Source organism: Nocardia sp. 348MFTsu5.1 (assembly GCF_000383535.1).
Classification (GTDB): domain Bacteria; phylum Actinomycetota; class Actinomycetes; order Mycobacteriales; family Mycobacteriaceae; genus Williamsia; species Williamsia faeni.
On sequence record NZ_KB911524.1, the window covers coordinates 61,758 to 86,338 of the forward strand.

The 24,581-nt window shown below is 64.3% G+C and carries 21 protein-coding genes and 1 pseudogene; 5 read left to right on the top strand and 17 right to left on the bottom strand.

Going from position 1 to position 24,581, the window contains the following annotated elements; all coding sequences use genetic code 11:
- Positions 1 to 92: 92 nt before the first annotated feature.
- On the top strand, positions 93 to 1,550 hold the full coding sequence (locus H290_RS0123650; protein ID WP_036520081.1) for a DEAD/DEAH box helicase: 1,458 nt from the start codon (positions 93 to 95) through the stop codon (positions 1,548 to 1,550).
- 63 nt (positions 1,551 to 1,613) lie between these two features.
- On the opposite strand, the gene H290_RS0123655 is transcribed toward H290_RS0123650, so the two are convergent.
- The 10 genes from H290_RS0123655 to mtrA form a co-directional block, all read right to left on the bottom strand.
- Positions 1,614 to 2,735, bottom strand: a complete 1,122-nt coding sequence (locus H290_RS0123655) for a ferredoxin reductase (RefSeq protein WP_020109329.1) — start codon at positions 2,733 to 2,735, stop codon at positions 1,614 to 1,616.
- Between the two features lie 61 nt (positions 2,736 to 2,796).
- Positions 2,797 to 3,321 (bottom strand): hypothetical protein, encoded by a 525-nt coding sequence (locus H290_RS0123660; RefSeq protein WP_028463617.1) that lies wholly within the window; start codon positions 3,319 to 3,321, stop codon positions 2,797 to 2,799.
- 47 nt (positions 3,322 to 3,368) lie between these two features.
- Positions 3,369 to 4,805 (bottom strand): wax ester/triacylglycerol synthase family O-acyltransferase, encoded by a 1,437-nt coding sequence (locus H290_RS0123665; RefSeq protein ID WP_231373819.1) that lies wholly within the window; start codon positions 4,803 to 4,805, stop codon positions 3,369 to 3,371.
- A 62-nt stretch (positions 4,806 to 4,867) separates the two neighbouring features.
- Complete coding sequence (locus H290_RS30395) at positions 4,868 to 5,437, bottom strand: Rv3235 family protein (RefSeq protein WP_020109332.1); 570 nt, start codon at positions 5,435 to 5,437, stop codon at positions 4,868 to 4,870.
- Between the two features lie 161 nt (positions 5,438 to 5,598).
- Positions 5,599 to 8,427 carry a preprotein translocase subunit SecA gene (gene secA, locus H290_RS0123675; protein WP_020109333.1) on the bottom strand — a complete coding sequence of 943 codons (2,829 nt, stop codon included), beginning with the start codon at positions 8,425 to 8,427 and terminating at the stop codon, positions 5,599 to 5,601.
- A gap of 130 nt (positions 8,428 to 8,557) precedes the next feature.
- Positions 8,558 to 9,214, bottom strand: coding sequence for a ribosome hibernation-promoting factor, HPF/YfiA family (hpf, locus tag H290_RS0123680; RefSeq protein ID WP_028463618.1), 657 nt, complete (start codon positions 9,212 to 9,214; stop codon positions 8,558 to 8,560).
- 403 nt (positions 9,215 to 9,617) lie between these two features.
- Positions 9,618 to 10,301, bottom strand: coding sequence for a ComF family protein (locus H290_RS0123685; RefSeq protein WP_020109335.1), 684 nt, complete (start codon positions 10,299 to 10,301; stop codon positions 9,618 to 9,620).
- Between the two features lie 134 nt (positions 10,302 to 10,435).
- Positions 10,436 to 12,214: an MtrAB system accessory lipoprotein LpqB gene (lpqB, locus tag H290_RS0123690; RefSeq protein ID WP_231373820.1), complete on the bottom strand. Its 1,779-nt coding sequence runs from the start codon at positions 12,212 to 12,214 to the stop codon at positions 10,436 to 10,438.
- A gap of 40 nt (positions 12,215 to 12,254) precedes the next feature.
- The gene (gene mtrB, locus H290_RS0123695; RefSeq protein WP_020109337.1) at positions 12,255 to 13,898 is read right to left on the bottom strand and encodes an MtrAB system histidine kinase MtrB; all 1,644 of its coding nucleotides are present in this window, start codon (positions 13,896 to 13,898) and stop codon (positions 12,255 to 12,257) included.
- The gene (mtrA, locus tag H290_RS0123700; protein WP_020109338.1) at positions 13,895 to 14,572 is read right to left on the bottom strand and encodes an MtrAB system response regulator MtrA; all 678 of its coding nucleotides are present in this window, start codon (positions 14,570 to 14,572) and stop codon (positions 13,895 to 13,897) included. The genes mtrB and mtrA overlap by 4 nt, the downstream gene beginning before the upstream one ends.
- Positions 14,573 to 14,675: 103 nt before the next feature.
- Between mtrA and H290_RS0123705 the strand changes: the two genes are divergently transcribed.
- The 4 genes from H290_RS0123705 (at position 14,676) to H290_RS0123720 (ending at position 17,791) form a co-directional block, all read left to right on the top strand.
- Entirely contained in the window at positions 14,676 to 15,311 is a 636-nt protein-coding gene (locus H290_RS0123705; protein ID WP_028463620.1) for a dTMP kinase, read from the top strand.
- Between the two features lie 120 nt (positions 15,312 to 15,431).
- Complete coding sequence (locus tag H290_RS0123710) at positions 15,432 to 15,947, top strand: nuclear transport factor 2 family protein (RefSeq protein WP_020109340.1); 516 nt, start codon at positions 15,432 to 15,434, stop codon at positions 15,945 to 15,947.
- A gap of 187 nt (positions 15,948 to 16,134) precedes the next feature.
- The gene (locus tag H290_RS30400) at positions 16,135 to 17,037 is read left to right on the top strand and encodes a hypothetical protein (RefSeq protein ID WP_020109341.1); all 903 of its coding nucleotides are present in this window, start codon (positions 16,135 to 16,137) and stop codon (positions 17,035 to 17,037) included.
- A 43-nt stretch (positions 17,038 to 17,080) separates the two neighbouring features.
- Positions 17,081 to 17,791, top strand: coding sequence for a hypothetical protein (locus H290_RS0123720; protein WP_155977007.1), 711 nt, complete (start codon positions 17,081 to 17,083; stop codon positions 17,789 to 17,791).
- A 123-nt stretch (positions 17,792 to 17,914) separates the two neighbouring features.
- On the opposite strand, the gene ahcY is transcribed toward H290_RS0123720, so the two are convergent.
- From ahcY to H290_RS0123750, 7 genes and pseudogenes are all read right to left on the bottom strand, one after another.
- The gene (gene ahcY / locus H290_RS0123725; protein WP_020109343.1) at positions 17,915 to 19,390 is read right to left on the bottom strand and encodes an adenosylhomocysteinase; all 1,476 of its coding nucleotides are present in this window, start codon (positions 19,388 to 19,390) and stop codon (positions 17,915 to 17,917) included.
- Between the two features lie 40 nt (positions 19,391 to 19,430).
- Complete coding sequence (locus H290_RS0123730) at positions 19,431 to 20,090, bottom strand: TetR/AcrR family transcriptional regulator (RefSeq protein ID WP_028463621.1); 660 nt, start codon at positions 20,088 to 20,090, stop codon at positions 19,431 to 19,433.
- A 35-nt stretch (positions 20,091 to 20,125) separates the two neighbouring features.
- Complete coding sequence (locus H290_RS0123735) at positions 20,126 to 20,305, bottom strand: rubredoxin (protein ID WP_020109345.1); 180 nt, start codon at positions 20,303 to 20,305, stop codon at positions 20,126 to 20,128.
- Positions 20,306 to 20,316: 11 nt separating this feature from the next.
- Positions 20,317 to 20,472: pseudogene (locus H290_RS30940) on the bottom strand (rubredoxin); the annotation flags it as partial.
- Positions 20,469 to 21,719 (bottom strand): alkane 1-monooxygenase, encoded by a 1,251-nt coding sequence (locus tag H290_RS0123740; protein WP_028463622.1) that lies wholly within the window; start codon positions 21,717 to 21,719, stop codon positions 20,469 to 20,471. The pseudogene H290_RS30940 and the gene H290_RS0123740, both read right to left, overlap by 4 nt.
- 171 nt (positions 21,720 to 21,890) lie before the next feature.
- Positions 21,891 to 23,432 carry an APC family permease gene (locus tag H290_RS0123745; protein WP_028463623.1) on the bottom strand — a complete coding sequence of 514 codons (1,542 nt, stop codon included), beginning with the start codon at positions 23,430 to 23,432 and terminating at the stop codon, positions 21,891 to 21,893.
- Positions 23,433 to 23,577: 145 nt separating this feature from the next.
- Positions 23,578 to 24,498, bottom strand: a complete 921-nt coding sequence (locus H290_RS0123750) for a cation diffusion facilitator family transporter (protein WP_020109348.1) — start codon at positions 24,496 to 24,498, stop codon at positions 23,578 to 23,580.
- Between the last annotated feature and the right edge of the window lie 83 nt (positions 24,499 to 24,581).

Below are 24,581 nucleotides of genomic sequence, written 5' to 3' on the forward strand. Positions count from 1 at the left end.
CGACCTTGTCGGCCCCCAGATCCGGGCAGTCGCGCCAACCAGCGGTGAATCGTGCTCGAGACGCCGCGTAATCCAGAAACGTGATCTATTTGATGACCCCTGTTTCCAGTCCTGCCACAACAACGTTCGCCGAGCTCGGCGTGCCCCCTCGTCTGGTCAAGACGTTGACGGCCGGCGGCATCACCGCCCCGTTCCCCATCCAGGCCGACACTCTTCCCGACAGTCTTTCGGGACGCGACGTGCTGGGCCGCGGAAAGACCGGCAGCGGCAAGACGCTCGCTTTCGCAATCCCTCTCGTTGCTCGCCTCTCCGCCGGCTCGTCCGCCGGCGCCGGCCGCCCGCGCGGCCTGATCCTGGCTCCAACCCGTGAGCTCGCCACCCAGATCACCGCCGTGGTGCAGCCGATGGCCCAGGCCCTCGGCCTGACCGTGACCACCATCTTCGGTGGCGTCCCCCAGGGTCGCCAGGCCTCTGCACTGCGCGCCGGTGTCGACATCGTGGTGGCCTGCCCCGGCCGTCTCGAGGACCTCATGCGCCAGCGCCTCGTGCGTTTGGACCGCGTCGAGATCTCCATCCTCGACGAGGCCGATCACATGGCTGACCTGGGCTTCCTGCCCGGCGTCACCCGCATCCTGACCGCCACCCCCGAGGGCGGCCAGCGACTGCTGTTCTCGGCGACCCTCGACAACGGTGTCGACAAGCTGGTCAAGCGGTTCCTCAACCAGCCGGTCATGCACTCGGTCGACGAGGCCACCTCACCGGTCGCCGCCATGACCCACCACATCTACGAGGTCTCCGGCGCCGATTCCAAGAAGGGTGTCGTCTTCGCACTCGCCTCGGGCCGCGGCCGTCGCATCCTGTTCATGCGCACCAAGCACCAGGCCCGCAAGCTGGCCAAGCAGCTCACCGACGCCGGCATCCCCAGCGTCGACCTGCACGGCAACCTCTCGCAGGGTGCTCGTGACCGCAACCTCCTCGCGTTCTCCAGCGGCAAGGCACGAGTCTTGGTCGCCACCGACGTCGCAGCCCGTGGCGTACACGTGGATGACGTCGAACTCGTCGTCCACGTCGACCCGCCTGCCGAGCACAAGGCGTACCTGCACCGTTCGGGTCGTACCGCGCGCGCCGGCAGCGCCGGTGACGTTGTCACCCTGACCCTGCCCGAGCAGCGTCGCGACATGTCGCAGCTGCTGCGCAAGGCCGCCATCAAGGCCACCCCGATCAAGGTCACCGCCGATTCGGCAGAGCTCAAGGCACTGGTCGGCGAGACTGCCGAACTGGTCGCACCGCCCGCCGTCACCTCGGTTCCCAACCGCTCGGTGAAGTCGCCGGGCAGCCGTACCGGTCGCAGCCCGCGCCCCACCGCTGACGGATCAGCTCCGTACGAGGGCCGTGGTCGCGGACAGAGCGCCCGCTCACAGGGTGGTCGCGCAGCGGCCGGCCATACCGAGGGCAGCCGCAGCCGCGGCGGATACTCCGGACACAGCGGCGGCGGATCGTCGCAGGGCGGCGCACGTCGCAGCCAGTCGCGCGCGAGCAGCGCCCGCTAGTCCCGCAGACAACACAATGGGGGCCCAAGTGAAAACTTGGGCCCCCATTGTTGTCGGTACAGGTCAGACCTCGAGGGTGCAGTCCCCGGCCGCGACGCTGATGCAGGTTTGAATACGTTCTCCGGCAACATGTTCCGCACCGCTGCGCAGGTCCCGGACCACACCCTTGTCGAGCATCACCACACAGCTCTGGCAGATACCCATCCGGCAACCGAACGGCATCTGTACGCCGACGTCCTCGCCGGCGGCCATCAATGTGGTGGCACCATCGGCCGTGGCGGTACGCCCGGTCTTCGAGAAGGTGACCGTGCCACCTTCGGCACCGACCTCGCCGCGTTCGAGCGCAAATCGCTCGATGTGCAGGTGATCCCGCAATCCGGCCTGCGTCCACATCTGGGTCAGCGAGTCGAGCAACGGGGCCGGGCCACAGGCCCACGTCTGTCGCTGCCCCCAATCCGGACACAAGGCGTCCAGACCTTCTGCGTCGATCTTGCCCTCGGAACGCGTCCGCTGAACATGGACCCGCAACAGGCCGTCGGCCTCGAACTGCTCGAGTTCGGCAGCGAACATGAGGTCTTTGTCGGTGGGCACCGAATGGATCAGGTGGACGTCGGTGTGCTGTTTGCGCGACGACATCGTCCGCAGCATCGACATGATCGGCGTGATGCCGCTGCCCGCCGTGACGAACAACAACTTCTCGGGCAGCTCCGCCGGAAGTACGAACTCCCCCTGCGGCGCGGCGAGCCGCACCACCGTGCCGGGTGCCAAACCGTTGACGAGGTGGCCGGACAGGAATCCCTCGGCCATCGCCTTCACCGTGATCGACACGATCTTGCCGTGCGTGTCGGATGTCGTCAGCGGTACCGACGTCAGCGAATAGGAACGCCACGTCCATCGACCTTCGACCAGGACGCCGATGCCCATGTACTGCCCGGGGTGGTAGTCGAACGAAAAACCCCAGCCCGGCTTGATGACCAGGGTTGCCGAGTCGTCGGTTTCGGGCCGAACCTCGACGATCTTGCCGCGCAGTTCCCGCGCCGACCACAGCGGATTCGCCAGGTGCAGGTAGTCGTCGGGCAGCAACGGGGTCGTGACCCGCGATGCCGCGGCACGGACCATGTTGACCGCCCGGCTACGGCTCGCGATATCGCGAACCGGCTCCTCGAATCGTTCACGCCAACCCATCAGGTGCCTCCAGTCGAAGAGCTTCAATACTGCTAACTTACGCTACCGTAGGTTAGCGGGGTCAGAGCAACTCGAGCAGGAATGGAAGCTCCTGGGTGGCGTACCAGCCCAGGTCGAAGTCTTCGACGTCGCCGATGGCCAGTTCGGCATCCTCGTCACCCAGATCTGCGGCGTCGACGAGTTCCATCGCCCGGATGACCTTGTCCTCGGCCTCGCTGCCGTCGACCAGCAGCGATGCGACAGCCGAGAGAGTCACCATTCCAGAGGTTTTCACCACCGCCACATCGAGATCCGGGCGCAGCTTCACCTCATCGACATCAGCGGCGATCACCACGCGCCGGGCCGGCAACGGTGTCCCCTCACCCTCGCCGTCACCGGGTCCGTCACCTTCGGCTGCCATGAGCCGCAGCGAGGCACGTGCGGCTTCGCGAATCGCGGCCTCGGCCAATTCCTCGTCGTCGCCATCGAGGTACGACTCCCGGAGCGCGGGTGTGAGTGCAAATGCCGTTCCGCCGACGGGCCGGAACTCGCCGGAGGAGTTGAGCGCTGTCAGCATTGACAGGGTGGCGGGCAGATAGATTCTCATCGGACCTTTCTCAGGGTGATTCGTGGGCGGGACCCGGGTGGGGGGTGTCACCGTTGTGGAAGCAATTCTTCGAACGAATCGGTGAGATATTCGGCCATCGCACCGAGATCCCACATCACACCGCGGTCGGCGTTGAAGCCGAAGCAGATTCGACCGTTGTACGACGTGATACCGATCGCCAGCGCCCGCTTGCGGACCAGCACCGGGACGGGATAGATGGCCAGGATCTCGTTGCCGCCCAGGTATTGAGCCGAGCGTGGACCGCGTGCGATGGTGACCGGCACATTGAACGAACGCCGCGACAACGACGCCGTCGCCCGTGCGCTCATCGCATGGAAGGTGGCCGGCCCGATTTCCGGGATCCACGGTTCGACCGCGGCAGACCAGTTCCGGTTCGAATGTGAGTGCCGCTCCGCCAGCTGCGCGACCTGCGACAGCCTCACGACCGGATTCGGTTCTCCCACCGGGAGATCGGTGACAAAACCCTGTAATCCGCCGACCATCCACGACGCAGACGACGACTCACCCTGCGCATCGAGGTCGGTTTCGAACTCGGGTTGGTCCTCCCCCGCCGGGTACGCCGACAGCGGCACCATGACACGCACGGTCTCCACCTGATCAACAGCCTGTGACCGCGAGAGCAGCCACCGGCGAATGGCTCCCGCGATCGACGCCAGGAGCACATCGTTGGGAGAACAGCCATGACGCTCGGCGATATCCACACAATCATCGGCCGAGCAGGATGCCACGGTGAAGCGACGGGTGGGGGCCGTCGAACCGTTGAGCGGACTCGGCGGTGCCGTGGTCGTGGCCATCTTCATCACCGATTCCACCCGGCGGACGGCACCGGACAGGACCTGGCCCACGGAAGCCAGCTGGTTGGACGCCGCACGCACCTGATCGACCATCTCCCACGGCCGGGTCAGCACATCGGTGATCGCGCCGACGACCAATTCCCCGCTCCCCGGTTCGCGGTCGGGCAACCACAGATCCTCGGGCATCGACGGCGGCTCGCGGACGTCGTCGACGATGATCTGATTGATCTCGAAGGCCTCGGATCCATCGACCAGCGCACGATGGGTCTTCGTCAGGATCGCCATCCGGTCGTCGGACAAACCCTCGACCAGGTACATCTCCCAGAGCGGCCGCGTCCGTTCCAACGGGCGCGACATCAAGCGGGCAACGAGGTCGTGGAGCTGATCGTCGGCGCCCGGGCTCGGCAACGCCGAGCGGCGAACGTGATAGGTGATGTCGAACTCGCGATCGTCGACCCATACCGGACGGGCCAGACCGAGCGTGACCTCACGGATCTTCTTGCGATACCGCGGGACCAGCTGCAGACGGCTCTCGACGGTACGCAAAAGGCCCTGGTAGTCCAGACCTCCGGCTCGTCGCTCGAGGATCAGCAGTGAACCCACCTGCGTTGTCGAGCCGCGGTCATCGAGGTAGTAGTACATCGAATCCTGAGGGGACAGCCGGTTCACCGGGCAATCGTAACCGGCTGATAGCCGCCCGGTCGCCGCGAACCTCTGACGCGCAGCAGAGATCAGCCAACGCTGACCGACACCAGGACACATCGCCGCTCTTTGCGCCTCCGGCCGCCGGGCGTGGTGGGGCGGACGGTCATCAGGCGGCGCTCCACCCGGGCGCCCATCGCCTGGACCCTCTCACCCCGGCTGTACACAACCGTGATCTCGGCGACGTCCGGGCCCGGGTGCTGGGTGTGCAACCGCAGCAATGTGCAGGCCGGCCCGCGAGCGAGGTCGGCGGCGAGCAGCACCCGGAACTGATCGACGATATGCGGCAACGCGACACCGCTGAGATGCGCAACGGGCCGCCGCCCTCCCATCAACTCGAGCAGCACCGTTGTCGCGCTGATCGCGAACCGGCGCAATCCCACATCGATGGGGTCCGGCGGCGGTACCGAAGTCCGTACCGGTGCAACAGGATCCAACGTGACAGACAGCGGTGATCGGAGACCGAGTGGCGGCGGCTCACTGTTGGGCACCCGGCTGATCCGCAGGCCCCCGCCCGCCCCCGGATCTCCACCGCTCTCCCCGATCTCACCGGCTTCACTTCCGCCGCAGCCGATCTCGGCGATATCCGTGGTTGTCATGGCGCCCCCCCGGGCCGTGTCCGGCAGGACCGGCGACGCCGGCCCGATAGCCGGAAAACCCGGATACCAGCAGTACGACGCGTACTGCCCGTTCCTGGTTCCTTTCGGAACAGAACGGCGGTATCCGGGTTTTCAAGCGCTACGTTGTCAGCGCCGCGGTGTCAGCGCCTGCGGCGGGCCTTCGGGGGTTTCGGGGCGTCGCCCTTCGTTCCGGCACGGGCGGCTGCACGCCGCTCCTTGCGGGTGCCCGACTGTCCGTCCGAGGCCGCACCGGAACGACGGACGGTCGTACCACCGGTCTCGGACGGGCCGCTGTACGTCAGGCCCGCGTTGCCCGAACCCTCGTCGATACCCTTGGCCCGCAACGCCGCCGGAGCAGCCGTACGGACAGGGGCGGCCTGCTCGGTGGGCAGCGGAGCCGGCGCGGCAGGAGCCTTCGCCGGCGGTACCGCCGCCGCGGCCGGCTGGGCCGCTACGGGGGCCGGGGTGGCCTCGACACTGACGTTGAACAGGAACCCGATCGACTCCTCTTTCAGGCCTTCGAGCATGCCCGTGAACATGTCGAAACCTTCGCGCTGGTACTCGACCACCGGGTCGCGCTGTGCCATGGACCGCAGGTGGATACCTTCACGCAGGTAGTCCATCTCATAGAGGTGATCGCGCCACTTCCGGTCGAGAACGCTCAGCAGGATGGTCCGTTCGAGCTGACGCATGGCCGTGTCACCGGCAATCGACTTGATCTGTTCTTCCCGCTTGTCGTAGGCCTCGTGGGCATCCGTCACCAGGATTTCGCGCAGTTCCTCGGCCGGGAGGTCCTTGCGCTCACCGAACTCGTCCTCCTCGAGCAGCTCCTTGTAGTCGAGCTCGATCGGATAGAGCGTCTTCATGGCCGTCCAGAGCTGGTCCAGATCCCAGTCCTCGGTGTAGCCCTCCGACGTGGCGCCATCCACATATGCGCCGACGACATCGTCGATCATCCGCTTGACCTGCTCGCTGTGATCCTCGCCCTCGAGAATCGTGCGGCGCTCGGCGTAGATGACCTTGCGCTGCTGGTTCATCACCTCGTCGTACTTGAGGACGTTCTTGCGGACCTCGAAGTTCTGCTGCTCGACCTGGGTCTGCGCGCTGCGGATGGCCTTGGTGACCATCTTGGCCTCGATCGGGACGTCGTCGGGAAGGTTCACCCGGTTCATGATCGATTCGAGCGCGGCCCCGTTGAAGCGGCGCATCAACTCGTCACCGAGCGACAGGTAGAACCGCGACTCACCCGGATCACCCTGTCGACCGGAGCGGCCACGCAGCTGGTCGTCGATACGACGCGATTCGTGCCGCTCGGTGCCCAGGACGTACAGACCGCCGAACTCCTTGACCTTCTCCGCGTCTTCGGCAACCTCGGCCTTGACCGCAGCGATCACCTCATCCCAGGCGGCCTCGTACTCTTCCGGGGTCTCCACCGGGTCCAGACCCGCCTTACGCAGGCGGATGTCGGCCAGGATGTCCGGGTTACCACCGAGCACGACGTCGGTACCGCGACCGGCCATGTTGGTGGCAACGGTGACCGCGCCACTTCGACCCGCCTCGGCGATGATCTGCGCTTCCTGCTCGTGGAACTTCGCGTTGAGCACGTTGTGCGGAATGCCACGCTTCTTGAGCTGACGCGCCAGGTACTCCGACCGTTCCACGCTGGTGGTACCGATCAGGACCGGCTGGCCCTTCTCATGCCGTTCGGTGATGTCGTCGACCACCGCGTCGAACTTGGCTTCTTCGGTCTTGTAGATCAGGTCGGTCTGATCCGTCCGGAGCATCGGCTTGTTCGTCGGGATCGGGAGCACACCCAACTTGTAGATCTGGTCGAGCTCGGCGGCCTCGGTCTGTGCGGTACCGGTCATCCCCGACAACTTCTCGTACATGCGGAAGTAGTTCTGGAGGGTGATGGTGGCCAGCGTCTGGTTCTCGGCCTTGATCTCGACCCGCTCTTTGGCCTCGAGGGCCTGGTGAAGCCCCTCGTTGAAGCGACGACCGTCCAGCACGCGGCCGGTGAACTCGTCGACGATCAGGACCTCGCCGTTTCGGACGATGTAATCCTTGTCGCGTTCGAAGAGCTCTTTGACCTTGATCGAGTTGTTGAGGTAACTCACCAGCGGCGAGTTGGCGGCCTCATACAGATTGTCGATGCCCAACTGGTCCTCGACGAACTCGACACCCTCTTCGTGCACACCGATGGTCCGCTTGCGGATATCCACCTCGTAGTGGACGTCTTTCTTCAAAAGCGGTGCGATGCGGGCGAATTCGGCATACCACTTGCTCGAGGAATCGGTCGGGCCCGAGATGATCAGCGGGGTCCGCGCCTCGTCGATGAGGATCGAGTCGACCTCGTCCACGATCGCGAACGCGTGGCCACGCTGGACCAGATCGCCGAGCGAATGCGCCATGTTGTCGCGGAGGTAGTCGAAACCGAATTCGTTGTTGGTGCCATAGGTGATGTCGGCGGCGTAGGCCTCACGACGCGCGGCCGGTGTCATCCCGGTCAGGATCACCGCGGTGTCCAGACCCAGGAACCGGTGGACGCGACCCATCCACTCGGAGTCACGCTTGGCCAGGTAATCATTGACCGTGACGACGTGGACGCCTTCACCGGCAAGTGCATTGAGGTAGGCCGGGAGCACACAGGTCAGGGTTTTGCCCTCACCGGTCTTCATCTCGGCGATGTTGCCGAAGTGCAGGGCGGCGCCGCCCATGATCTGGACGTGGAAGTGTTTCTGCGAAAGCACCCGCCACGCGGCTTCACGGGCTACGGCAAAGGCCTCGGGCAGCAATTCATCGAGGGTCTCGCCGGCGATGAACCGTTCCTTGAACTCGTCGGTCTTCGCACGGAGTTCCCCGTCTGACAGGGCTTCGGTCTCTTTGTCGAGCGTCTCCACATGCGTAGCGATGGCATCCAGGCGTTTGACCATCCGGCCTTCGCCGACGCGCAGCAGCTTGTTGAGCACTGGTAATTCCCTCTATCCGGTCGACTACACACGAAATCCGACCTACAGATTCCCGCAGGTCGGACTCCATGGTAGCCAGCGACTCGGTCGACCGAGTCACGCGAGGCGAATCAACGGCCCCGCCGCCCTCTCAGGCGAGGCGGATCAGGCCGTAATCGAACGCATGCCTGCGGTAGACGACGGTCGGTTTGTCTGATTCCTTGTCGTGGAAGAGGAAGAAGTCATGTCCGACCAATTCCATCTCGTAAAGGGCGTCGTCGACGGACATCGGATCAGCAGGGTGGTCTTTCACCCGGATGATCTGTCCTGGACCCGCTGCTTCCGGATTGTGGTCGGCCCAGCGGTCTTCGGCGCTCTGTTGCGCCGGGGCATTACCGTTCAGCGACGGATCGGCCGCTGCGGTGGCTTCGGCCACAGAAATGGGTGTTCTGAGACCGTGGTGGACCTTACGACGATCTTTGGTCCGGCGGAGCCGCGATTCCAGTTTGGACAATGCGGCATCGAGTGCGGCGTAGAAGTTGTCAGCGCAAGCCTCTCCTCGGACCACCGGGCCTTTGCCCCGTGCGGTGATCTCGAGTCGTTGACAGATCTTGGACTGACGGCGATTTCGCTCGTGGTGAAGTTCGACATCAAACCGGAAGATCCTCGGATCGAACCGTTCCACCCGGGACAGTTTGTCCATCACATGTATGCGGAAGTGGTTGGGGATTTCGACGTTGCGGCCACTGACCTGCACTTCGGCGTCAGGGCGGGAGAGTTCTTCGGACGAGTCGGTTCGGACGTATATGCCGGGATCAAACGGGTCGGTTCGGGTGGTGGTGTCGGGACTCGTGCTGGAATCCGCGCTTTCAACAGATTCGGAAACGGCTGTTTTGCCGACGCTTGTTGTCACTTGCGATACCTCCTGGATCGGTGAACAAAGATCCCGGTCCCCGCAGCGCGCACACTCGGGCAACCGGTCTGTGAGTTGGGCTCTCACCTCCCCCGGTCGCCTCTGACTTCGGCAACCTTTGTGCGGCTAACTGACGCACCTCCGACCGTAGTCCCCCGGCCAACTGTTCGCCACAGTTTCGTCCCTGCGCGTTCATCGACGCGTTCCCGCCGGTCATCCGATCGAGCGACGTTTCGCTTTGTCCGAATGGCTTTGGCCAGCACATCGTTTCGCCGCGGTCGGGGCCACACCCCGGCGATCACGCGGCAGCGATCACCAGCACGAGGTGCACCTCGACGCCGGCATTCGCCAGAACCGAGACGGACTCGGCCACGGTCGCCCCGGTCGTCAGCACGTCGTCGAGCAGGACAACCGCGGCATCAAGGCCGCAAACCGCCGAGAAGCGGCTGCGAACGCTGCGGCGGATCCGGATCGCGCCGGTGAGATTGTCACCGCGCTCGCCTGCCGACAGGTGCGCCGAGTCACGCGCCCACATCGACGTCACGAGCAGCGGCGTCACCTCGACCCGGCCACCCAGCGCACGGGCCGCGGAGCCGGCGATCGCCGTCACCGGATCACCTCCACGACGCCGCGCCGACATCCGTCTGGTCGGTGCCGGGATCAGCAACAGACGTTCGGCAGCGGGTAGTTCAGACCAGCGGTCGAGTGCCAGCAGCGCCGTGGCCACAGCCCGGCCCAACGGGACGGACAGGTCGCTGCGGCCGCGCTCCTTGAGCTCGAGGATCGCCTGCCGGCGGACACCGGAGTACCGCCCCAGCGCGTACGCAGGCACAGGCAATGCCACCCGGGTCCGAACCTCGATCGGCGCATCGGCGATCTCCCGGGCGCACGTACGACACCACCGGGTCCCGGGTCTGGCGCATCCACCGCACTGCAACGGAACCACCAGATCAACGAGTGCCGGCCACACCCGCTCGACCATGGTCGGAAATGATGCCCGGACGGCGCGCCCCCGGGGCACCCGGCCCGCCGTCGCCGAGCAGACCTGTCCACAGATCGCCGCCCTCTCCACAGGCACACCGGATCGTGGTCCGGCAGTCCGCGTGGTGCAGGAAACTAATGTGGCAGAACAGGTATTGCCGCCGAGCCCATCGTCGGCGGAACCTCGCTCCAATACTGGTCCGGCTCATCACTGGTCCCACCGAGGCGCAGGACACCTCGACTGTCGGCCGCGTAGATGGTCGACGGACTTGCGGCAACGGCCGTCACCGGCGGGGTCAGGTTGCCACTGGGCAACGCTCCCGGCGGCATCCCGTCGATCCGTAGCTGCACCACCGGTCCCTCGGTCGAGCTGCGCCCGACCACCAGTTTCTCGCTGCTCAACCAGTCCAGCGACACCGCGCCGACGATGTTCAGGGCCTCCGCACCCAGCGGGTTCGACAGCAGCAGTCTGCCGTCGGCACTGTCCTCGATGATCGCGAGCACCACCTGGCCACCGACGATCAGCGCGGCGCGTGCGCCGTCCGGGGACACCTGCAACTCGGTGATCGGGCCCTGTGCCACTGCCCGGATCGCCGACGAATCGACTTCTTTCTCGGTGACCTGACTATTGCCCGACATCTGCGTGATCTGTGTGACCCGCGTCTCGTCGACGACCGCCCACACTGTTTGCGAATCACCGGCAAAAGAGGGTCGCGTGATCCGCTCGCCCTCGATCACGGGTGTCACACCGGCACCATAGTCACCGATCGAGAGCGCCAACGCCGGCGCCGGGCCCGGTGCGGGGTTCCGCGACACCGCTGCCACCCGCCCGCCGTCCGCCGAGAGGTCGGCCGAGGTCAGATCCCGGGTCTCGCCCAACGCACCCGGGACCGGTGTCAGGGCATCATCCGCGACGAGCTGGAACGAACCGCCCTGCACGACGTGCAGGCCCACCGGACTGCTCGGTGGATGCGGATTGAGCGACTCCACGTCCTTTGTCTGCCATCCACCCGCGTAACGCTCGTTCAACGGCGCGCCGTCGGCATCGATCACGTACGGGCCGCTGATGTCGGCATCACTGAGCGTCCAGATGATCTGCGCCGCCAGGCGATTACGCTCGGCACCACCGAGCGCGCTCAGACCGACCAGGTCGATCCGGATGCCGCCCCCGGTGAGCGACTCGATCGATCCACGCAACGACGACCGGGCCGGGAACTCATTCGTGACAGCACCGCGGAGGTCGTCAACAGGTCCGGCGATCAGCGCCCCGACCAGCTGATCGGCCAATTGGTCGCTGCCCGAGTAGAACCAGCGGGGGTCGGCGACCAGATGCTGATCGTCGTTGCTCGGGAAATAGAGCACGTGCGGCCGGTACGACGCCTCGAACTGTTCGCGGTCCATGATCACGCCGGCCGGCAATGGCCCGTTGATCCGCCACTCACCGTCGACCCTGGTCAACGACAACCGGATCTCGATGCGTCCCGAACTCGGGATGAGCTGCCCGCTCGGATGGAGTACGCCGGTGTTCTCGCCGTTGACCCGGACGGTGATCGTGTCGTCGGTGCGGGCGTCGGACAGGACGTTGATCTCGTCGAGCAGCAGTGCGCCACCCTGGTCGTCCCACGTATCGGAAGCGTCCTTGGTCAGGAACTGCCGGGCCGCGAGATGATCCGAACCAGGTTGCGCGGAGGCTTTGAGGTAGCCCCGGACCAGCGCCTCCGGGTCCATCCCGGGACCCGGCGTCGGGACGTTGGTGGTCGGCTGCCGGCGCTCGAGCGATCCGAGCGGCTGCGGGCTGGAATTGTTCGGAATCGAGACGCAGGCCGACAACAGCGATACCAGGATCCCCATCACCAACCCGGCGCAGAGTCGGCGACGACCAGCGCGCCGACGCATCACACGGCCCATCGTCATCTCACGTCGCCTTTGCCCATCGGCTGCCACCTTCTGCCCCTCACTCACCGGAGGCCCCCGGATCCCGGGGTGCGCGACGCGAACCCGGAGGTTTGAGCGGCAGCGGGCTGCCCAGCACCTTGTGGCCGCGCACGAGTGGCAGGGTCAACCGGAAGCAGGCACCGTTGCCCGGTTCACCCCAGGCCTCGAGCCGGCCCTGATGAAGTCTTGCGTCCTCGACGCTGATGGCCAACCCCAGGCCGGTACCGCCGGAGCGGCGGAAGCGGGACGGGTCGGACCGCCAGAATCGATTGAACACCAGCTTTTCCTCACCCGGACGCAGACCGATGCCCCGGTCGCGCACGGTGATGGCCACCGCGTCCCCATCCGTGCGCATGGTCAGCGTCACCGGCTGCTGATCGCCGTGATCGATCGCGTTGGCCAGCAGGTTGCGCAAGATCCGCTCCACCCGCCGAGGGTCGACCTCGGCGATGATCGGGTCGTCCGGGAGATCCAGGATCAGCTCGGTGTTGGTCTCTTCGGCGAGGTGCCGCACGGTCTTCACCGCGGCATCGATCGGGATCGTCATGTTCAGCCTGTCCGCCGACAGCTCGGCGACGCCGGCATCGTGGCGGGAGATCTCCAACAGTTCGCCGAGCAGGGTCTCGAACCGTTCGAGTTCCATATCGAGCAGTTCGACGGATCGCTTCAGAACTGGTTCGAGGTCTTCGCGACTCTCGTAAAGGACGTCGGCGGCCATCCGGACCGTGGTCAACGGGGTCCGCAATTCATGGGAGACGTCGGAGGTGAACTGCCGCTGCAACCCACCGAACTCTTCGAGGTGGGAAATCTGTTTCGACAGGCTTTCGGCCATGTCGTTGAAGGACATGGCGAGCCGGGCCATATCGTCCTCGCCACGCACCGGCATTCGCTCGTTCAGTCTGCCGTCGGCGAAGCGGACAGCGATCCGCGACGCCGAACGGACCGGGATCACCACCTGACGGGACACCAGAATGGCGATCGCGGCCAGCAGACCGAGCAACACCAGGAAACCGGTGAAGATCGTGCCGCGGACCAGGGAGACGGTGCTCTCCTCATTCGTCAGTGGAAAGACCAGATACAGCTCGAGACCGGGGATGTCGGTGTTGGTCGGGGTGCCGATGATCAGCGCCGGAATCTGCTGACCATTCGATCCGGTGACCGACGAATACCGATACGCGATCTGACCGCCCTGAACCATCGAACGCAGGTTCTCGGGGATCTCGCCGATCGAGCCGACACCGGTGGGTCCGGTCGGGCCAGAACTCGGCACCAGCAACACCGTGTCGAACGTACCGACAGAACCCGAGGTCTCACCCGAATCGATGCCCGTGTCAGTCAGGATCGACCGGGTCTGGCGCAGACGGTTTTGCAGCGATGCATCCGCGTCGGCTCCCGTCAGATCACGTTCGACGGCGAGTCGGGTGCGCTCGAGTTGCTCGGTCGCGGCCTGGAGCTTGAGGTCGAGCAGACGGTCGGTGATCTGACTGGTGAGCACAAACGCGAGGATCAACACGACCACAAACGACAACACGAGGGTCGACACGACCACTCGCAACTGCAGGGACCGCCGCCACATCTGGGCGACGAACCTGCCGACCGAGCCCACCCGGCGCATCGCCGGTCCGAACGTCCCATTGATGCGGCGCCGTGGGCGTCCGATCACGGCGGTCCGGCCTTGTAGCCGACCCCCCTCACGGTGAGAACCACTTCAGGGTTCTCCGGATCTGTCTCGACTTTGGCCCGCAGGCGCTGCACGTGCACATTGACCAGCCTAGTATCCGCCGGATGGCGGTAGCCCCACACCTGCTCGAGCAGCACGTCGCGGGTGAACACCTGCCGCGGCTTGCGCGCCAGGGCGACCAGGAGGTCGAACTCGAGCGGCGTCAGCGAGATGGGCACGCCATCGCGGGTCACCTTGTGCGCCGGGACGTCGATCTCGATGGGCCCGATGGCAAGTAACTCGGCAGGTTCGTCCTCGGTGCGCCGCAACCGGGCGCGCACGCGGGCCACCAGTTCCTTCGGCTTGAACGGCTTGACCATGTAGTCGTCGGCGCCGGACTCGAGCCCGAGGACAACGTCCACGGTGTCCGACTTCGCCGTCAGCATCACAATCGGAACACCGGAATCCGCGCGCAATACGCGGCACACGTCGATGCCGTTCATGCCGGGCAACATCAGGTCGAGCAACACCAGATCCGGCCGGATCTCCCGGACTGCGGTGAGGGCCTGGGTGCCGTCGCCGACGACAAAAGGCTCAAAGCCCTCTCCGCGCAACACGATGGTGAGCATCTCCGCCAATGCTGCATCATCGTCCACAACCAGAATCCTGGGTTTCATTTCCACATCGTGTCACCGAATCGTTGCAATGTGTGCGTGACGCGCCGACTTTCGTCACCTGGGCTGTGGCACCCCGCTTCCCAAGACAGTTAGTCTCGACGGTGTGGGCGTATTGATCGCAGTAGAGGGCTTGGACGGCGCCGGTAAACACACCCTGGTGTCGGGACTCGTAAACCGTTGGGCCGCAGAGGGTTATCGCGTCGCGACCATCACCTTCCCCAGGTATTCCGAATCAGTGACCGCCGACATCGCAGCCGAGGCACTGCACGGCGAGCACGGCGATCTGAGGTCGAGCGTGAACGCAATGGCGTTGCTGTTCGCGCTCGATCGCAAAGACGCCGATGCGGAACTACGGAAGTTGTTGTCCGCCAACGACGCCGTGATCCTCGACCGGTATGTCGCATCGAATGCCGCGTACAGTGCGGCCCGTCTCGGGCAAGGCGACGATGGCGAAGTGGTCGAATGGGTGACCGCTCTCGAGTTCGGGCGTTTCGGCCTGGCCGTACCCGACCACCACCTACTGCTCGACGTGCCGACCGAACTTGCGATCGACCGGGCCAAGTCGCGCGCCGCGACCGACGTCTCGCGCACCCGCGACCACTACGAACGCGATCACGTTCTGCAGGAACGCACGGCGCTGGTCTACCGCGGTCTGGCCGACCGGGGCTGGATGTCTCCATGGTCACGACTTGGTACCGAACCCGACCCCGATCTGGCCGATCGGCTCATATCCATCTGAGATTCAGCGGATTTGGTCACAACCCCATCAAGAGAACGTAACGCCGACCGTGACGTGCCCGGTTTAGCCACCACCTATCGCTAGCGTCTGGGGATAGTCGCAGTCGGATGGGAGGTCTTGATGATCCATCTCCCGGTCCATGTCGGCCACCATCACGGATCTCACTCCACCGCACCGGTGCCCGTGCGGCCCATCGCGGCGATCACAGCTGGTGTCCTGCTCGTCAACATCGTGCTCCTCTGGATGGCCTTCGGCCTTCGCGGCGGTCCGCCGAGCGACTCCGCGCAGATCGAAGAACTCGTCCACCGTCAGATCACCGCGCTCAACAACCGCGACCCGGCCGCGCTGCAACTCACGTACTGCGCCGAGAGCGGTCCGATCGGCGCACTGATCATCGACACCCTGGGTCCCGCCGACTCCGGGAGCACAGTAGATGTCGCCCGGATAACCGACATTCGGTTCATCGGTTCATCGCCGGCGGATCTGGCCACCGCAAGCGTCACACTGACTGTCTCCGGCACCGGGAACGAGGCGCTGTCGACACCGCCACAGTCCGTCTCGTATTTCAAGCGCGAGGAAACCGGCTGGAAGATGTGCCAACAGAACGATCTGCAACAGTTCACTCGATATCTTTGATCATCCGTTGCCCCCTCTGAACGAACGGACAACCGCGCGGCGACACGTACGCGGCGTGGGCACGATGAGGTGTTCGGTGTCGTCCTCGCGACGTAAAGTTCGCAGTCAGCGAACTCACCCCGTACCCACCCACCGCCCTGTCCCGACCGTCCTCATCCTGCCTGCCTGATCCCGCTCGGAGGTCTCCATGACGCAACCACCCAACGGTCCATCCGGATCCGGTGACAACCCGGACAACTCGGGATGGGGCCAGGGCCCGGACCGCGGACCGAATCAACCGGGTAGGGGCGACCAGTCCCCGTCAGAACCGACGTGGGGTGGACAGACCGGATCCGAACCCACCTGGTCCGGGTCTCCGGGAGCCGGACCCGATTGGGGTCAGACCCAACCACCCCAGAACCAGCCACCCCAGAACCAGCCTCCGCAGTATGAGCCGACTGCCGAGTATCGGCCGGATCAGTCCGGCACCGGATATGGCACCGGCTACGGAACGGGCTACGGCACCGGTTACGGAGCCACCACGCCACCACCGGCCGGACCTGGTGGAGCGGGACCGGCCGGACCCGGTGGAGCGGGACCGGCCGGATACGGTCCCCCACCGACCGGACCCAAGCCACCGAGCAAGACACCGTGGATCATCGGGATCGCCGCCGCCGCAGTGGTTGTGGTGGTCCTCGCAGTGGTTCTGTTCGTGACCCTCGGCAGCGACTCCGATCCCAAGGCCGACCCGGTACTGCCGACCACCACGTCACAGTCATCTGAGGAAGAGGCCGAACAGCAGATCGAGGATGCGATCCGGACGTACACCATCGCGTTCAGCGACGCCGACTGGGACACCGCGCTGGCGGTCACCTGCGGGGCCGAGCAGGACATCATCCGCGACCTCCAATCGGACACCAGCGTCGAACTGAACGACATGCAACTGAACTCCGTGACCGGCATCATGGTCAACGGCGACACCGGCGAGGCCACCGTGTCACTGACCTATGTCGACCCGGCCGACCAGAGCCCGGTCAAGACCAGTCAATTCACCTTCACCATGGAGAATCGACTGGAAACCTGGAAGATCTGCGACACCCGCGAGATCTGACAGTGAGCCGGACGCATATCGTCGACCCTGCGGGGAGGAATTCTTGACCTATCCACCGGCGGGTCCTTTCGGGCGGCCGAACCCCGACCCACGTCAATATCCACAGCACCGGGGACCGCAACAACCACCCCTGCAGCAACCACAGCCGGGTCCGTGGGGACCGGCGCCCGGTTATGGCTCGCCGCACTCGGGGCAACCGGGTCAGTCCGGCGGCTGGCGCGCGCCACCCCCGCAACCGCCGAGGAAGAACCACAACGGCCTGATCATCGGGGCGATCGTCGCCACCCTCGTGGTTGTCCTGGGTGTGGTGATCACCGTGGCCGTACTCGGTGGTGGCAACGAGAGCACCGACAATGAGGTGGTCGCCGACCCGTCCACGAGTTCTTCCGCCGAGAAGAGCCCGGGCGCATCCCCAGACGAGGACGACGTTGCGGCCGCCGCCGAAATGCGCGTCGAACTGATCAACGAACAGGACGCGGTAGGCCTGCACCAGATGGCCTGCGAAGCCGACTCACGCACGGAATCCACCGCCGGATATCAGGACCTCTTCGACGAGAACGGGCCCATCTCGGCATCCATCGATGTTCAGGATGTGGTGGTCGACGGGCAGGTCGGCACCGTCGAGGGTGTGATGTCGATCGAAGACGACAGCGGCGACATCACCTGGTCATTCAAGAAGGAAGACGGTGAATGGCGCTTCTGTCCGAGCCTGATCCAGACGCCGACCGAAGACGACGACATCATCACCGGATAGCCCCACAAACCCGAAAATGGTGGGTTCGGGCGAGCGTCACCAGGAGACGCAGCCGGAGGCGGACCTCGACCATGTCATGCATGAATGCTCGCCGGAACCCACCATTTCCGGTGGTTCTAGAAATCAGTAGCGGTAGTGCTCGGGCTTGTACGGGCCCTCGACGTCGACGCCGATGTATTCGGCCTGCTCTTTGGTGAGCTTGGTCAGCGTGCCACCGAGTGCTTCGACGTGGATCTTGGCGACCTTCTCGTCCAGTGCCTTGGGCAGCCGGTAGACCTCGTTGTCGTACTCGTCGTTCTTGGTCCACAGCTCGATCTGGGCGATCACCTGGTTGGAGAAGCTGTTGCTCATCACAAACGACGGGTGGCCGGTGGCGTTGCCCAGGTTCAGCAGGCGACCTTCGGACAGAACGATGATCGACTTGCCGTCGGGGAAGATCCACTGATCGACCTGCGGCTTGATGTTGATCCGCTTCACCTCCGTGGACGACTCGAGGCCGGCCATGTCGATCTCGTTGTCGAAGTGACCGATGTTGCCCAGGATCGCCTGGTGCTTCATCTGCTTCATGTGGTCGAAGGTGATGATGCCGAGGTTGCCTGTCGAGGTGATGATGATGTCGGCGTTCGCGACGGCCTCTTCGACCGTGACGACGTCAAAACCGTCCATCAGTGCCTGCAGTGCGTTGATCGGATCGATCTCGGTGACCTGGACACGTGCGCCCTGGCCGGCCAGCGATTCTGCGCAACCCTTGCCGACATCGCCGTAGCCGCAGATCAGCACCTTCTTGCCACCGATGAGGACGTCGGTGCCGCGGTTGATTCCGTCGACCAGCGAGTGCCGCGTGCCGTACTTGTTGTCGAACTTGCTCTTGGTGACCGAGTCATTGACGTTGATCGCCGGGAACACCAATTCGCCGGAAGCAGCGAACTGGTAGAGCCGCAGGACGCCGGTGGTGGTCTCTTCGGTGACGCCCTGGATCGAGTCGGCGATCGTGGACCACTTGGTCTTGTCGCTCTCGAACCGCTCGCGCAGCAGTGCCAGGAAGACCTTGTACTCGGCCGAGTCGTTCTCGTCGACCGGCGGTACAACGCCCGCCTTTTCGAACTGGGCGCCGCGCAGGACCAGCATGGTCGCGTCGCCGCCGTCGTCGAGAATCATGTTGGCCGGTTCACCGGGCCAGGTGAGCATCTGCTCGGCAGCCCACCAGTACTCCTCGAGGGATTCACCCTTCCACGCGAAGACCGGAACACCCTTGGGCTCGTCGACGGTGCCGTACGGCCCGACGACGATCGCGGCAGCGGCTTCGTCCTGGGTCGAGAAGATGTTGCAGGACGCCCAGCGCACCTCCGCGCCCAGCGAGACCAGCGTCTCGATCAGCACTGCGGTCTGGACGGTCATGTGCAGCGAGCCCGAGACGCGAGCGCCCTTGAGCGGCAACACATCCGCATACTCACGACGCAATGCCATCAGACCCGGCATCTCGTGTTCCGCAAGCCCGATCTCCTTACGGCCGTATTCGGCCAGCGAAAGATCCGCCACCTTGAAGTCGATACCGTTGCGGCTGTCCGCGATGAGCGGGCCGTTCTGGACCGATGTCATATACCACTCCTCAAAGTCCCACTGAATGTTGCCTATCAGGCTAACCCGTGGACGTAGAAGGTCCACCTCCGGCTGCGGCATCGACGACGGGGGCGAAGATCTCGGCCAGATCGTCGGCGACATCTCGATCGGCTTCCGGTGGCATCGACACATAACTCAGTGCCATCCGGACCACTGCGCGAGCGATCCGCACGGCCGCGGTCTCGTCGGCCCGCACCCAGCTGTGCTGCAGAAGTTCACTGATCCGGTGGCTGGCCTGATCGATCAACGGCCCGGCATCGGTGGTGATCAGCCGGAGCAGGTCGGGCTTGGCCTGCCCGGTCAGCAGCGACTGGATCAGCGGATCGGTGGCAGCAGAGGCAAAGAAATCCGAAAAACCTTCTGCCAGAGCCGTTTTGACCTGACCCTCGTGGGCGAGCACGGCTTCGGAGATCAGGTCGACGAACTCATCGGTCAGACGGAGTGCATACGCCGTGGCCAGCCCCTGCCGCGAACGGAACTCGTTGTAGACGGTCTGCCGACTGACCCCTGCGGCCGCCGCGACATCGGCCATGGTGACCGCCGACCAGTCCTTCGACCGCAGCAACTCACGCATTCCGTCCAGGACGCTGTTGCGCAGCAGTCGTTTGCTGACCTGCGCGAACGGGATTGGCGCAGCAGACTCCGCAATGGCCGACGCGGATTCCGATACCTCTGACATGTCGGTCAGGGTAACGGCCCGCTCGGCCACCGGGTTCACGAGCGGGTCACTTCCTCCATATAGAAGTCCGATTTGGCGGCTCCGCAATCCGGGCAGGTCCAGTCGTCGGGGATGTCCTCCCAGCGGGTCCCGGGGGCGATCCCCTCGTCGGGCCAGCCTTTCGCCTCGTCATACTCGAATCCACACTGCATGCAGACGTAGAGCTTGTAATCCATGGTGACACCGTCTCCTCGAAATCGATCTTCTCGCGGACGCCGCAGTCGGGGCAGGGCCAGTCGTCGGGTATCTGCGCCCACTCGGTCCCGGCCGGAAATCCCTCACGCGGCGCGCCGGCGGTCTCGTCGTAGACGTAGTCGCAGACCGGGCAGCGATACGCGCTCATCTCCTGGTTCCCTTCGCATCACCGGGTGTGGACAGCGAGTGGGCGGCGAGGATCTTCTCGCGCCGCCGCGGCACGATGTTGGCCCGCGACAGGTCGCCCTCGTAGTGCTCGATCACCCTGTGATCCATGACCTTTCGCCATAGTGGGGGGAAGTAGGCCAGCCCGATCATGCTCGCGTAGCCGCTCGGCAGATTGGGGGCGCCGTCGAAGCTGCGCAGGGTCTGATAGCGCCGTGTCGGGTTCGCATGGTGGTCGCTGTGCCGCTGCAGGTGGTACAGAAAGATGTTGGTGCAGATGTGATCGGAGTTCCAGCTGTGTTCCGGACGGGCGCGTTCGTAGCGACCGCCGGCGGTCTTCTGGCGCAACAGGCCATAGTGTTCGAGGTAGTTGACGGTCTCGAGCAACGAGAAGCCGAAGACAGCCTGGATGACCAGGAACGGCAGGATCTGCCAGCCGAAGATCGCGGTCAGGACACCCCATAGGATCACCGACATCAGCCAGGCGTTGAGTACGTCGTTGCGAATGTTCCACGCCGAACGGTCCAGTCGATGCATCCGGGTGCGTTCGAGGCTCCACGCAGACTTCAGACTTCCCCACACACTGCGCGGGAGGAAGGCCCAGAAGGTCTCACCATATTTGGAGCTGGCCGGATCGTCCGGCGTCGCCACCCGCACGTGGTGGCCGCGGTTGTGCTCGATATAGAAGTGTCCGTAGAACGTCTGCGCGAGAGTGATTTTCGACAACCACCGCTCCAGCGAATCCTTCTTGTGCCCGAGTTCGTGGGCGGTGTTGATGCCGATGCCGCCCATCACACCGATCGACAGGGCGAGACCCAGCTTCGACACGAGCCCGAGGCCACCGTCGATTCCCAGCCAGCTCAGGTCGTCGGCGGACCACAGGTAGCAGGCAAAAGTCAGGCTCGCCAGCTGGAACGGGATGTAGGCGTAGGTGCAGTAGCGGTAGTACTTGTCGTTTTCCAGTTCATCCATCAGCTCCTCGGGCGGGTTCTGCCCGTCGGGCCCGAAGAACAAATCGAGGATCGGCAGCAACACGTACACGAGCAGCGGTCCGATCCACCACCAGACCGGAGCGAAGGCGTCGGCGCCGATCCAATTGAAACCGGCCACCAGCGCGGTCGCAAGAAACAGAGCCGTCGGCGGGATGAGGCCCAAGAGCCACAGGTGCCGCTTCTTGTCCCGCCACTGGTCCACCGACTGTTCGACGGTCGACGATTCCCCCGTACTCATCATCATCCTCCTGGCTGATTTTCGAACTAGATCTGATGTGGACAATACTGCGGTTGCCGTCGCGTGTCTATACAAATTCTCTTGTTTGTAAAGTCCGCACATACACAAAGAACCCCGGCCCGAGGATCGAAACTCGGACCGGGGTCAATGCGCCGTCAACTCATGGACTGCCTACGCCGGCGGATCATTCGCCTTCGCGACACTCGCTCGCCTGTCGTCGCCGACTTGATCAGGTATCTCACCCCGAGCGCGCTTCCCGACCATCGAATGCTTCTGGCTGTACAGGAAGTAGAACGCGACACCGATCGCCATCCAGACAAAGAACCGCACCCAGGTCAGCGCCGAGAGGTTCAGCATCAGCCACAGGCAGGAGATGATCGCCAGGATCGGGATGACCGGCATCAACGGAACCTTGAAACCGCGCGGCAGATCCGGGCGCGTTTTCCGAAGCACGATCACGCCGGCGGCGACGACCACAAAGGCGAACAGAGTACCCACGTTGACCATTTCTTCCAGTTTGTTGATCGGGAAGAACGCCGCCACCACCCCGACGACGACACCTACCGCGATCTGAATCCGAGCCGGGGTACCGAACCGGCTGGTGTGGGCAAATGTGCGGGGCAGCAGACCGTCTCTCGACATCGCGAACAACACGCGTGACTGGCCGAGCATCAACACCATCACAACGGTGGTCAGGCCGGCGAGGGCACCGATCGAAATCACCTTCTCGGCCCATGTCACACCGTTCAGGCCGAATGCGTACGCAAGGTTCTTGGGCTCCCCGTCACCGGCGGAGGTCGCCAACTCTTTGTAATTGACCATGCCGGTGACAACGATGGTGACCAGGATGTACAGCACCGTGACGATGGCCAGGGAGCCGAGGATTCCGCGTGGCACATCCTTTTTCGGGTCCTTGGTCTCCTCGGCGGTGGTTGCGACCACGTCGAACCCGATGAAGGCGAAGAACACGATCGAGGCGGCGGCGAGGACGCCGTACCAGCCATAGCTCGAATCACCACCTCCGGTGATGAGCGAGAAGACAGTCGACTCGATCGATTTGCCACCAGATTCCGACGGTTGAGATTCCGGCACAAACGGCTTGTAGTTGTCGGTCTTGATGTAGAAGGCGCCGACGACGATCACCAACAGGACAACGCTCACCTTGATCGCCGTGACCACTGCACTGAACCTCGAGGACAACTTCGTGCCCACCACCAGCAAGACGGTGATCGCGGTGACCACGATCAGAGCACCCCAGTCGACCTCGATACCCGCGATTTCTGATGTGCCGCCGGAGAATCCGAACACGGTGCCCAGGTAACTCGACCAGCCCTTGGAAACAACCGCCGAACCCACCGCGAACTCGAGGATCAGGTCCCAGCCGAGGATCCAGGCCAAGAACTCACCGAAGGTCGCATACCCGAACGTGTACGCCGAGCCGGCAACCGGAACGGTCGAAGCGAACTCGGCATAACACAGCGCCGCCAGCGCGCACGCCACCGCGGCCATGACAAAGGACAGCGAAATCGCCGGTCCCGCTTTATCTCCGGCCGTCGATGCGGTGATGGTGAAGATACCGGCACCGATCACCACCGAGACGCCGAAGACGGTGAGATCCCACCAGGTCAAACTCTTTTTCAGCTGAGAACCGGGTTCTTCGGTGTCAGCCATGGATTGCTCCACGGATTTTGTCCGTGTCAGCGGATTGCTCATCACAACTCCTCACGTGAATTGCGTTCACTGCGGCGAAAGCAGCCTGCCTGCGAAACTATCGGACCACACCGATAATCGTCGGTTAATCCGCGGCGATCGGCGCAATCAATTCGCGAGCGAGTTCGAGACCTTCACCCGAACTGCATCAAGCGCCTGGTCCGCGGTCGATATCGGGTTCGAGGTAAATCACCCGGGCAACCGGAACCCGCTCGCGCACGCTGGCCTCCGCGGCATCGATGGCAGCGGCGAGTTCGAGCGCGGAAGATCCCGGGGTGATCGCGATCTTCGCGGCCACGAGCATTTCATCCGGACCCAGATACTGCGTCTTCATGTGGATGATCCGCTCGATGCCGGGCGCAGCTCCCAGGGTTTCCCGGATGGCCCGCTCATCCGACTCCGTGGCACCCTCGCCGATCAGTGCGCTCTGCATCTCGACGATCAGGATTATCGCGATGACACCGAGCAGCACGCCGATACACAGGGTTCCGATCGCATCCCAGATCGGGTCACCGGTGATGGTGGCCAAACCGACGCCGCTGAGCGCCAGGACCAGACCGATCAGTGCACCGGTGTCCTCCATCAACACCACCGGTAGTTCCGGGTTCCGGGACGTACGGATGAACCGCCACCACGAAACGTCACCCTTGAGGGGTTTCGATTCCCGAAATGCGGTGGCAAAACTGTAGGACTCGAGCCCGACTGCAACGACCAAGATGATGACCGCGACCATCGGCGACTCGAGATCATGCGGGTGCTTGATCTTTTCGTAGCCCTCATAAAGGGCAAATAGGGAGCCCAGGCTGAAGAGGACCAGCGCGACCACGAAGGAGTAGAAGTACCGGCTCCGTCCGTATCCGAACGGATGGAGCTGATTGGCTTCTTTGCGTGCCCGGTGCTGACCGAACAGCAACAGCCCCTGATTGGATGTGTCCGCGACCGAGTGCACTGCCTCGGCGAGCATCGACGACGACCCGGTGATCGCCCAGCCCGCAAACTTGGCCACAGCGATTCCGGCGTTGGCGAGCAACGCCGCGACTATCGCCTTCTTGGAGCCCTCAGCAGACATGTCCACCTCACTTGTGGTCAGTTTGAACCCGGTCTGATCCCCGTGTCAGTTCGTTTCACAGCCGCCGAAGCACGGACTTCGGC

Coding starts and splice junctions, on each gene's coding strand:
- H290_RS0123735 (WP_020109345.1), bottom strand. CDS start 20,305: ATGGATTACAAGCTCTACGTCTGCATGCAGTGTGGATTCGAGTATGAC.
- H290_RS0123660 (WP_028463617.1), bottom strand. CDS start 3,321: ATGAGAATCTATCTGCCCGCCACCCTGTCAATGCTGACAGCGCTCAAC.
- mtrA (WP_020109338.1), bottom strand. CDS start 14,572: ATGAAACCCAGGATTCTGGTTGTGGACGATGATGCAGCATTGGCGGAG.
- H290_RS0123685 (WP_020109335.1), bottom strand. CDS start 10,301: ATGGTCGAGCGGGTGTGGCCGGCACTCGTTGATCTGGTGGTTCCGTTG.
- H290_RS0123710 (WP_020109340.1), top strand. CDS start 15,432: ATGATCCATCTCCCGGTCCATGTCGGCCACCATCACGGATCTCACTCC.
- H290_RS0123745 (WP_028463623.1), bottom strand. CDS start 23,432: ATGAGCAATCCGCTGACACGGACAAAATCCGTGGAGCAATCCATGGCT.
- lpqB (WP_231373820.1), bottom strand. CDS start 12,214: ATGACGATGGGCCGTGTGATGCGTCGGCGCGCTGGTCGTCGCCGACTC.
- ahcY (WP_020109343.1), bottom strand. CDS start 19,390: ATGACATCGGTCCAGAACGGCCCGCTCATCGCGGACAGCCGCAACGGT.
- H290_RS30400 (WP_020109341.1), top strand. CDS start 16,135: ATGACGCAACCACCCAACGGTCCATCCGGATCCGGTGACAACCCGGAC.
- H290_RS0123730 (WP_028463621.1), bottom strand. CDS start 20,090: ATGTCAGAGGTATCGGAATCCGCGTCGGCCATTGCGGAGTCTGCTGCG.
- H290_RS30395 (WP_020109332.1), bottom strand. CDS start 5,437: ATGACAACCACGGATATCGCCGAGATCGGCTGCGGCGGAAGTGAAGCC.
- H290_RS0123750 (WP_020109348.1), bottom strand. CDS start 24,498: ATGTCTGCTGAGGGCTCCAAGAAGGCGATAGTCGCGGCGTTGCTCGCC.
- H290_RS0123650 (WP_036520081.1), top strand. CDS start 93: ATGACCCCTGTTTCCAGTCCTGCCACAACAACGTTCGCCGAGCTCGGC.
- H290_RS0123655 (WP_020109329.1), bottom strand. CDS start 2,735: ATGGGTTGGCGTGAACGATTCGAGGAGCCGGTTCGCGATATCGCGAGC.
- H290_RS0123740 (WP_028463622.1), bottom strand. CDS start 21,719: ATGAGTACGGGGGAATCGTCGACCGTCGAACAGTCGGTGGACCAGTGG.